Source organism: Tistrella mobilis KA081020-065 (genome assembly GCF_000264455.2).
Classification (GTDB): domain Bacteria; phylum Pseudomonadota; class Alphaproteobacteria; order Tistrellales; family Tistrellaceae; genus Tistrella; species Tistrella mobilis.
This window is the reverse complement of the sequence record NC_017958.1, coordinates 1047697-1056273: the sequence shown is the minus strand read 5'-3', so window position 1 is coordinate 1056273 and position 8577 is coordinate 1047697. Positions and strand designations below refer to the sequence as shown.

Below are 8577 nucleotides of genomic sequence, written 5' to 3'. Positions count from 1 at the left end.
GACGGCGGGCCGTAACCGGCCCGCCGGCCATTTCGGGACGGTATCGACGATCATGACGCGCGGCAGAACGACCGCGGACAGACGGGGTGAGCATATGCGGGGGCAGGCAGCAATGAACGGGATCGGGCGGCACGGCCGCAAGGCGGTGGCGGGCGTGCTGGCCGCGGCGCTGCTGGCAGGGTGCACCGTGACGCCGGAGCCGATCGCGCCTGAGATGACTCAGGCACGGATTTCGGCCGATCTTGCGCGGATGTTCTCGAACCAGGAGCCGGTGACCGGCCGGTTGAGCCTGCACGAGGCCATGGCGCGGGCCATCCTCTACAATCTGGACGGCCGGCTCCGCACCATGGAACAGGCGCTGAGCCAGCGGCAGCTGGATCTGTCGCGCTGGGACATGCTGCCCTCGCTGGCGGCCTCGGCGGGCTTCGTCGGGCGTGACAACGTCTCGGCGTCCAGCAGCGAGAACATCGCGACCGGTACCGAATCGCTGGTGCCCTCGACCTCGACCGAGCGCAACCGTCGGGTCGCAGACCTCAACATGTCGTGGAACATCCTCGACTTCGGCGTCTCTTACGTCACCGCCCAGCAGAATGCCGACCGGTCGCTGATCGCCGCCGAGCAGCGCCGCCGGGTGGTGCATACCATCATCCAGGACGTCCGCTCTGCCTATTGGCGGGCGGTGGCGGCGGAGCGGGTGCTGTCGCGCATCGACCCGCTGATGACCCGGATCGAGACGGCGCTCGCTTCATCCGCGCAGATCGAGCAGCAGCAGCTGAGGGCGCCGACCGAGGCGCTGACCTATCGCCGTGGCCTGCTGGATGCGCTGCGCCAGCTTCAGGCGCAGAAGCGCGAACTGCGCCTGGCCAAGACCGAGCTGGCGGCGCTGATCAATCTGCGTCCGGGTGAGGATTTCACCCTGGAGGCGCCCGAAACCCAGGCCGCTCTGCCGCCGGTGACGTCCACCGGGGAAGAGCTGGAAGTGCTGGCCCTGGCCAACCGGCCCGAGGTGCGCGAGCTGGACTATCAGACCCGCATCTCGCAGAAGGAAACCCGCAAGGCGCTGCTGCGGCTGCTGCCGGGCATTGAGCTTGATCTCGGGGCCCATTACGACAGCAACAAGTATCTGGTGAACAACGACTGGGCCGATTACGGCGTCAAGGTCACCTGGAATCTGCTCAACATCCTGCGCATCCCCGGCGCCATGGCGGTCGCCGAAGCGAATGAGGAGGTGGTCGACGCCCGGCGCATGGCGATCAGCATGGCGGTGCTGGCCCAGGTGCATGTCGCCCAGACCAATTACGACGAGGCGCGGATCCAGTATCAGACCGCCCGCGAACTGGCCGATCTGGATGCCCGCATCCTGGATCAGGCCAGGGCCGCGGCGGGTACCAGCATGGGCGAGCTGCAGGTCATCCAGACCGAGCTGGCCTCGGTGCAGAGCCAGCTGCGCCGGGACCTGGCCTTCGCCGACGCCAACAACGCCTTCGGCCGCCTGTTCCTGTCGATCGGCGCCGACCCGCTGCCCGAGGCGCTGGATGCCCCCACGGTGGCGACGCTCACCCAGGCGATCGACCGGACCGAGACCAACTGGCGCGAGGGTCGGCCGACTTTCGCGCCCGTGCCGGCGGCGGTGGACAAGCCGAAGCTCGCCTCCGCCAGCTGACCCACGCCATCCGATCAAAAAAGAAACCGCCGGCATCCTGGGGGAAGGATGCCGGCGGTTTTGCGTTCCGGTGCGTCCCCGAACCCGCGCGGAGGGAGGACGCAGGGAGCGGAGTGGTGCCGGAACGCCGCGGACGATGGCCGGATCACCGGTCGGGCAGGGAGGGGCTCGGGGGAGAGCGTCGGGCCTGCCCGGGGGAGGTACCGGGGATCGATATCCGGCCACCGCCTGAGCGGTGCTGCGGAAGGGTGGGGGATCAGGCCGCCATGGCGGTGATCGCCCGGGCGATGTTGTCGGGGCCGACCCGATAGGCGGCTTCAAGCGGTGCCGAATAGCCGACCGGAATGCGCGGCGCACCCAGGCGGACCGGTTTCGCCTCCAGCCGGTCGCCCAGCGCCTCGGTGACGGTGGCGACGATCTCGGCCCCGAAGCCGGCATCGCGCACGGCCTCCTGCGCCACGATCAGCCGGCGGGTGCGGGCGACCGACGTCAGCACGCAATCGGCATCCCAGGGCCAGAGGCTGCGCAGATCGATCACCTCGGCCTCGACGCCCTCCATTGCCGCCAGGCGGGCCGCTTCAAGCGCCTCGTGGACCGCCGCCGACCAGGCGACGATGGTGACGTCACGGCCGGGGCGCCGGATCGCCGCCCGGCCGAGTTCCGCCGGGGCGTCGCTTTCGGGCGCCGCGCCCGACAGCGGCCAGAGTGCCTTGTGTTCCAGATGTACTACCGGGTCGTCGCAGCGGATCGCGGCCTTGAGCAGGGCATAGGCATCGGCCGGGGTGGCGGGTGCCGTCACCACCAGGCCCGGGATATGCACCCACCAGCTTTCCAGCGACTGCGAATGCTGGGCGCCGGAGGATCGCCAGACGCCGATCGGCTGGCGGACAACCAGCGGCACCCGGCCCTGGCCGCCGAACATGAAGCGGTTCTTGGCCGCCTGATTGACCAGCTCGTCGACCGCGCAGAGGGCGAAATCCGAGAAGCGCATCTCGACCACGGGCCGGCTGCCGACCAGGGCGGCCCCGACCGCAGCGCCCATGATCGTCGCTTCCGAGATCGGCGTGTCGACCACCCGGGTCTCGCCGAAGCGGGCCTGCAGGCCATCATACTGCTTGAACACGCCGCCGCGGCCCAGATCTTCGCCCAGCGCCCAGACCCGGGGGTCGCGTTCCAGCTCTTCCGCCAGCGCCCGGCGGGCGCCTTCGATATAGGTGAAGCCGCTCATGCCAGATGCTCCGCCGGAAGGGTGTGGGCAAGGCCGCGTTCGGCCCCGGGGACCGGGCGGCCGACATCCTGGACGTCGTCGAAGGCGGCAGCGGTTTCGGGGAAGGGGGCGGCGAGGGCGGCTGCGACCACATCGGCGATGCGCCGGGTCTCGGCCGCTTCGATGGCCGCGATCTCGTCCTCGTCCAGACCCAGCGCCTTGAGCTCGGCCGCATTGCGGGCGATGGGATCGTCTTCCCACCGTGCCGCCACCTCTTCCGCCGGGCGATAGGGGGCGGGGTCGGTGACGGTATGGCCCTTCAGCCGATAGGTGCGGGCATGCAGCAGCCGCGGCCCGCCGCCGGCGCGGATATCGGCAATCAGCCGGCCGGCGGTTTCGTCCACGGCCTCGACATCATTGCCGTCGATGCTGACGGCCGGCACGCCCAGCGCCTCGGCTCGGGCGGCGATGCCGGGGCCGGCGCTCATGGTCGCGGTGCGGGTCGTGGCCGACCAGTTGTTGTCCTCGCAGACGAACAGGACCGGCAGGCGAAACACGGCCGCCCAGTTGAGCGATTCCAGGAACGGTCCGCGATTGGCCGCCCCGTCGCCGAAATAGCAGACCGCGATCGCATTGCGGCCCAGCAGGCGCAGCCCCTGCGCCGCGCCCACGGCGATCGGCAGGCCGGCCCCGACCACGCCATTGGCCCCCAGCATGCCGACATCGAAATCGGCGATGTGCATGGAGCCGCCCTTGCCGGCGCAGGAACCGCCGGCCCGGCCATAGAGTTCCAGCATCATGCCGTGAAGATCGGCGCCCTTGGCGATGCTGTGGCCATGGCCGCGATGGGTGGAGGCGATCACGTCTGCCTTGATCAGATGGGCGGAAACGCCCGCGGCCACGGCTTCCTGGCCGATGGACATGTGCACGGCACCCGCCACATGGCCGTTGGCGAGCCCCACCTCGGCGGCCCGTTCGAAGGCGCGAATGCGCCACATCATGGCGTGATGGTCAACAAGGCGCCGACGCCTGCCGTTGTCTGCGGCAGGCGGCGCCGATACGGAATCGGTCGTCACCGGTTTTTCCTCCCCGGAAGCGCCCTTGGCCCGCGTCTGGGGCGACGCAGGCCGGGCAGCATGTTCTGCTCGTTATCCAGGCGGCGCGGGGGGACCCTGCGCCCTGAGCGTGTGCCGGTGTTGCTCCCGGCGGGGTCCTTCATGCGGACCTTTCTATCCGGTCCATCATGTGGATTGGCTTTTCGCTCAAGACCAAGCTACAAATCATCTGTTACGTTGTCAAATCGACGTAACAGAGACATCATTCTGCAAGAGGATCGGCAAGACGTCCACATAGTGGACCATCGTGGACGACTTGGCGCACCCTCGCGACCTTCCCCGTGAGCGGCCCGTTCGAAGGCAGCCCGGAGACCACCGGAGGAAACGTGTCACCATGCCCGAGACCCTGACGGGCGCACCCGCCCGTGGTGCCGCCCCCGCCCGCCGTGGACCCGCGGTCCCCGCCGCGGCGCCTGCCGCCCCCACCGGAACCCAGTCGGTGGAACGTGCGATCAGCCTGTTGCGCATTCTGGCCCGGCGCGATGCCGGCGGGGCGCGGCTGGTCGACGTGGTCGCCGACAGCGGCCTGAACAAGCCGACCGTGCGCCGCCTGCTGCTGGTGCTGATGCGCGAAGGCCTGGTCGACCAGGACCCGGGCAGCCGCCGCTATCATCTGGGGGTGGAGACCTTTGCGCTGGGCTCGGTTGCGGCAGAACGCTTCGGCATCCGCAAGATCGCGGCCCCGGCGGTACTGCGCATCGCCGAAGCCTCGGGCGATACCGCCTATCTTTCGGTCCGCTCCGGCTTCGATGCGATCTGCGTGGAGCGGCAGGAAGGCGCCTTCCCGATCCGCACGCTGACGCTCGCGGTGGGCGACCGGCGGCCGCTGGGCGTGGGCGCCGGCAGCCTGGCGCTGCTCGCCTTCCAGCCCGATCTGAACGAGGTTCGCTCGATCATCGACGTGAATGCCGGGCGGGTGAATTCCTACGCGCCGCGCTTCGAGCCCCAGCGCCTGCTGACCCTGGTCGACCAGACCCGCAGCCAGGGCTATGCGTTCAATGACGGGCTGATCGTGGCGGGAATGAGCGCCGTGGCCGTGCCGATCCTGAACCGGCGCGGGGAACCCGAGGCGGCGTTGAGCATCGCCGCGATCGACAGCCGGATGACGCCCGAGCGCCGCGCCCAGCTGGTCGCCCTGCTGCAGCGAGAGCGGGAGCGGATCGAACAGCAGCTGGGCCGCACCCAGTCGCCGGGCGCGCGGGATCTGGCGCTTCGGGCGCGGAACCGCATGCGGGCCTGACTGAGTGGGGCCTGACTGAGTGGGGCCTGATCGGGTGGCCTTGACCGGCGCGCGGGCCAGGGCTGCACCAGGAACGTTAGTGACCTAATGGAATGATTTGCTAGGCTAACGGTCTCGTTCGTTCCATGAGGCCCTGCAGGTCATGCTGCCCGTCATCGATCCGGTCAATTCCGCCGTTCCCGTTCCCACCACCGGTCCGGACGCGCCGCCCAGGGCGCGCCTGGGCTGGACCGTCGCGCGGCTGGCGCGCAGCTGGCGGGCGCTGCTCGACCAGCGCCTTGCACCGCATAATCTGACGCAGTCGCGCTGGCGGGTGATGAATGTGGTGGCGACCGAGCCCCGCGCCCTGACCCAGCGGGAACTGGCCGAGCGTCTGGCGATCGAGGCACCGACCCTGGTGCGGCTGCTGGACCGGCTGGAGGCGGACGGGCTGGTGACGCGCTGCGCCGATCCCGACGACCGCCGGCGCAAGGTGATCCGGCTGGGGCCGAATGCCGCCCCGGCCACCCGGACGATCAGCCAGGCGATCACCGAGGTGCGCGACGATCTGCTGGGCGACGTGCCCGAAGAGCGCATCGTCGAGGCGCTGGCCCTGCTCGACATGATCCAGGCCCGCACCGACCGTCTGCTGGCGGGGGCCGCGGCTGCCGATGACGATCAGGGAGGTGCCCGGTGACGGCCCCCCGCGACGGATCCGACGACGAGACGCGGCTGCCCGAACCCGCCGTGACCGCAGGCCCCGCGATCACGGCGACCGAACGTCGGCTCGCCATCGCGGCGCTGATGTGCGGCACCATCGCCACCGTGCTCTCGGCCACGCTGATCAATGTGGCGCTCGCCACCTTCATGGCCGATATGGGCGTCGGCCATACGGTTGCCCAGGGCCTCTCCACCGGCTTTCTGGCCGCCAACACCATCGCCATGCCCGTGGCGCCCTGGATGATGGGGCGGCTGGGTTTTCGCAAGCTCTACATCCTGGCGATCGCGGTCTTCGTCGGTGCGGCCCTGCTCGGTGGCTTTGCGCCCGGTGCTCATGCCGCCATCGCCGCCCGGGTGATCCAGGGCTCCGCGGCCGGCATGATCCAGCCGTTGGCGATGGTGGTCATCTTCCGCATGTATCCGCCCGACAAGCGCGGCGCCGCCATGGGTCTCTACGGCCTGGGCGTGGTGCTGGCACCGGCGCTGGCGCCCAGCCTGGGCGGCGCGCTGGTCGAATTCGCCGGCTGGCGGTCGGTCTTCTTCGTGGCGATCCCGGTCTGCCTGGTCGGCATGGGGCTGGCCATGAAGGCTCTGCCCGATGCCCGGCCGGCCGGGGCGGGGGGCCGGTTCGACGGGCTGGGCTTCGTGCTGCTTGCAACCGCGCTCGTCTCGCTGATCGGGGTGTTGAGCCTGGGCAAGTCGCAGGGCTGGGTGTCGCTGCCGGTTCTGGGGCTGGTGGTGCTGTGCGTGGCGGCGGCGGCGGCCTTCCTCGCCTGGGAAAGGCGGGTGACCCGGCCGCTGATGGATCTGAAGATCTATCGCGCGCCGGGCTTTGCCGCGGCGGCGCTCTGTTCCATGACGCTCGGCCTCGGCCTGTTCGGCTCCACCTATCTGCTGCCGCTGCTGCTGGAAACCGCCCGGGGCATGAGCCCGGCCGAGGTGGGGCTGGCCATGGCTCCCGGCGGTTTCGCCATGGCGATGATGTTCCCGATCGCCGGACGTCTGGCGGACCGGATGCCGGCCCGGCCGCAGGTCATGATCGGCCTCGGCTGCTTCGCGCTGCATGCGGTGCTGATCACCTGGGCCGAATTCTCGGCCGGTTTCTGGGTGATCGCCGGCATCATGGCCTTCGGGCGGATGTCGCTGGCCCTGGTGATGCCGGCCCTCTCGGCCGGTGGGCTCCGGCTCTTGGGCGAAAGCCAGGTGGCGCAGGGGGCGGCGGCCCTGAATGTCGGGCGCCAGTTCGGCGGCGCGGTCGGTGTCGCCATCCTGGCGGTGGTGCTGGAAACCGCCGAGGCGGCGCTGCCCGGCCAGACCATGGAGGCCTTCGCGATCACCCTGATGGTGATGGCGGGCTTCGGCCTGACCGCCATGTTCGTGGCCCTGCGCTTGCCGGGCCGGGTATAGGCGGGGCGGCTCGTCTGCAGGGTGTGCGGAAGATGGGCGCATCAACCTTGATATGATAGTGTCGGATGGCTGACCCGGGCGCCCCCGCCGGAGGCCATCCGCCATGCTCGTCCGTCATCTCTCCTATTTCGTGACCCTCGCCGGCGAGAAGCATTTCGCCCGGGCGGCGGCGCGCTGCAACATCACCCAGCCCACCCTGTCGGCCGCGATCCGCAAGCTTGAGCAGGATCTGGAGGTCCGGCTGGTGGTGCGCGGCCACCGCTTCACCGGGCTGACCGCCGAGGGCGAGAAGCTGCTGGTCTGGGCCCGCCAGATCCTGCGCGATTACGACAGCCTGCGCGAGGATCTGGGCGGCGGCAGCGGGTTGACCGGCACCCTCCGGCTGGGGGTGATCCCGGCGGCGATGCCCTCGGTCGCGTTTCTGAGCGCACGCTTCATGGCCGCTCATCCCGCCGCGCGCATCGCCATTCAGTCGCTCACCTCCCGCGCCATCCAACGCGGGCTCGACGCCTTCGAGCTGGATGGCGGCCTTACCTATCTGGAGAACGAGCCGCCGGAGCATTGCCGGCTGCTGCCGCTCTATCGTGAACGCTATGTCTTCGTGACCGGCCCCGATCACCCCTTCGCGGGCCGCGACCGGCTGGGCTGGGCCGAGGCCTTCACCCAGACGCTCTGCCTGCTCAGCGAGGACATGCAGAACCGCCGGATCCTGAACAAGGTCGCTTCCGGGCTGGGGGTGACGGTGGATGCGCCCGTTGTGAGCAATTCTTTCCTCGGGGTCTGCGCCCATATCCGCCAGGGCGGCTGGTCGAGCATCGTGCCCCATACGTTTCTGCATGTGCTGGGGGCGACGCCCGATCTGGTCTCGATCGATCTGGTCGATCCGGTCCATACCCAGTCGGTCGGGCTGGTGCTGTCGGATCGCGACCCGCCGTCGCCCATGGCCGCGGCCCTGCTCGCCTGTCTGCGGGGTGCGGATTTCGAGCGGGATTTCGCCCGGGAAAACGCCCGGGTTGATAGAGGACGGTGATTAAACGTTCATTCGTTTCGATTTGATCCGGGGCGCGGGATGACCCAGCGTTGTTCGACCGGAGGTGAAAGAGGCTGGAAAGGCCACCACCACCGGGCGGGGAAGCTTTCAGGCAGATCGGTCGGCATGTCGGGGCCGGATGACGGGTCGTGGGTGCGCGCCATCGCGCATCGCCAGCCCGTTTCCCCGCTGTGCCAGGGCAGCCGGGCCCCCCGC

General features: G+C 69.8%; 7 protein-coding genes. 5 read left to right on the top strand and 2 right to left on the bottom strand.

Annotated elements, in window-relative coordinates; translation table 11 throughout:
* The first annotated feature begins 112 nt into the window (after positions 1 to 112).
* Positions 113 to 1663, top strand: coding sequence for a TolC family protein (locus TMO_RS28260; RefSeq protein ID WP_014748492.1), 1551 nt, complete (start codon positions 113 to 115; stop codon positions 1661 to 1663).
* Between the two features lie 256 nt (positions 1664 to 1919).
* Here the strand turns inward: TMO_RS28260 and TMO_RS28255 are convergent, their stop codons facing one another.
* A complete protein-coding gene (locus TMO_RS28255; protein ID WP_014748491.1) occupies positions 1920 to 2891 on the bottom strand; it encodes an alpha-ketoacid dehydrogenase subunit beta in 972 nt (323 codons plus the stop codon).
* The gene (locus TMO_RS28250) at positions 2888 to 3871 is read right to left on the bottom strand and encodes a thiamine pyrophosphate-dependent dehydrogenase E1 component subunit alpha (RefSeq protein ID WP_014748490.1); all 984 of its coding nucleotides are present in this window, start codon (positions 3869 to 3871) and stop codon (positions 2888 to 2890) included. Before TMO_RS28250 ends, TMO_RS28255 begins: the two co-directional genes overlap by 4 nt.
* 448 nt (positions 3872 to 4319) lie before the next feature.
* Between TMO_RS28250 and TMO_RS28245 the strand changes: the two genes are divergently transcribed.
* The 4 genes from TMO_RS28245 (at position 4320) to TMO_RS28230 (ending at position 8361) form a co-directional block, all read left to right on the top strand.
* On the top strand, positions 4320 to 5225 hold the full coding sequence (locus tag TMO_RS28245) for an IclR family transcriptional regulator (RefSeq protein ID WP_014748489.1): 906 nt from the start codon (positions 4320 to 4322) through the stop codon (positions 5223 to 5225).
* A gap of 142 nt (positions 5226 to 5367) precedes the next feature.
* Positions 5368 to 5901: a MarR family transcriptional regulator gene (locus TMO_RS28240; protein ID WP_014748488.1), complete on the top strand. Its 534-nt coding sequence runs from the start codon at positions 5368 to 5370 to the stop codon at positions 5899 to 5901.
* Complete coding sequence (locus TMO_RS28235; protein WP_014748487.1) at positions 5898 to 7331, top strand: DHA2 family efflux MFS transporter permease subunit; 1434 nt, start codon at positions 5898 to 5900, stop codon at positions 7329 to 7331. Before TMO_RS28240 ends, TMO_RS28235 begins: the two co-directional genes overlap by 4 nt.
* A 103-nt stretch (positions 7332 to 7434) precedes the next feature.
* The gene (locus tag TMO_RS28230) at positions 7435 to 8361 is read left to right on the top strand and encodes a LysR family transcriptional regulator (RefSeq protein WP_014748486.1); all 927 of its coding nucleotides are present in this window, start codon (positions 7435 to 7437) and stop codon (positions 8359 to 8361) included.
* The last annotated feature ends 216 nt before the right edge of the window (positions 8362 to 8577 follow it).